The 983-nt window shown below is 46.1% G+C and carries 1 protein-coding gene and 1 pseudogene; both read right to left on the reverse strand.

What is annotated here, in order from left to right:
• Window positions 1–389: pseudogene (locus AB4496_RS27515) on the reverse strand (hypothetical protein); the annotation flags it as partial.
• Window positions 390–540: 151 nt separating this feature from the next.
• Window positions 541–983: pyridoxal-phosphate dependent enzyme (locus AB4496_RS27520; protein WP_372133148.1), on the reverse strand; the 443-nt coding region annotated here is incomplete at its 5' end.

Raw genomic sequence — 983 nt, forward strand, 5'->3', positions numbered from 1 at the left:
GGTTGCTGCCAAACAATGCGCCCTTTAGCAAATGGGATATGCGCTAACTCGTGGGATTCAAACACCGCAAATTCGCAAAAGATTCCGTCAGCGTACAGGACTTTATAGCCATCGACGGTATTTCTCACCGCGTAGTCGATTGGGTGAATGTCTGAGAGCCAATGCAAGCTGTCTAAGAAATACTGCTTATGCCCCGTTTGTACTATCGCGAAAAAATCGACATCTGAATACTGATCAAGTCGTTCTGTTTCAATACCTACCGAGCCCAATCCCAGTAAAGCATGAGCCTTACCCGATGCTTCCAAAGACTCCCCAATCGCATCTAAACGCTGTAGTAATTTTTCTGGTGTGTTTATATGTCTTGTCTGTATCACTTTGTCCGTCTGCATTGCTCAATCCCTATCAAGTTGAATGCCACTCAACCTAACTGATAGTTAGAACATCTAAGAAGCCTAATTTATAAAATATGTGTTTGAGATAACGATCTGCGTAACTTATTGCTTCGTTTCAACTCATCAATCATCCGTCTTTCTATCCAATTTACACCGATGACTTAGCTAAATAAGCTGCCATTTCTTGCTCTGGCACCATGCCTCCGCCAGTCGCCCACACAAGATGCGTTGCATTCGCTAGCGTCGATTCATCAATTTGTAGACGAGCAAGGTATTCGCTATTTCGCTCAACATGAACCGCACCTGGCATGCCTGCGAGTGCTGAAGGTTCAAGTTGAATACCCTCTGCTTGGTTCAGTTCGCCTAGCAATTGATACATGCGTTCATCGGTTAATGTGTAATAACCATCAAGCAAGCGCTCCATCGCGCGACCCACGAAACCTGAAGCCCGACCCACCGCCAAACCGTCTGCGGCGGTGAGGTTATCGATACCCAGATCTTGCACCGCAATCTCATCATGCAAACCGGTATGAACACCGAGCAACATACAAGGCGAATGGGTTGGCTCAGCAAAAATACAGTGTACATGGT

The sequence above is a fragment of the Vibrio sp. 10N.222.46.A1 genome (assembly GCF_041473595.1).
Classification (GTDB): Bacteria; Pseudomonadota; Gammaproteobacteria; order Enterobacterales; family Vibrionaceae; genus Vibrio; species Vibrio tasmaniensis_A.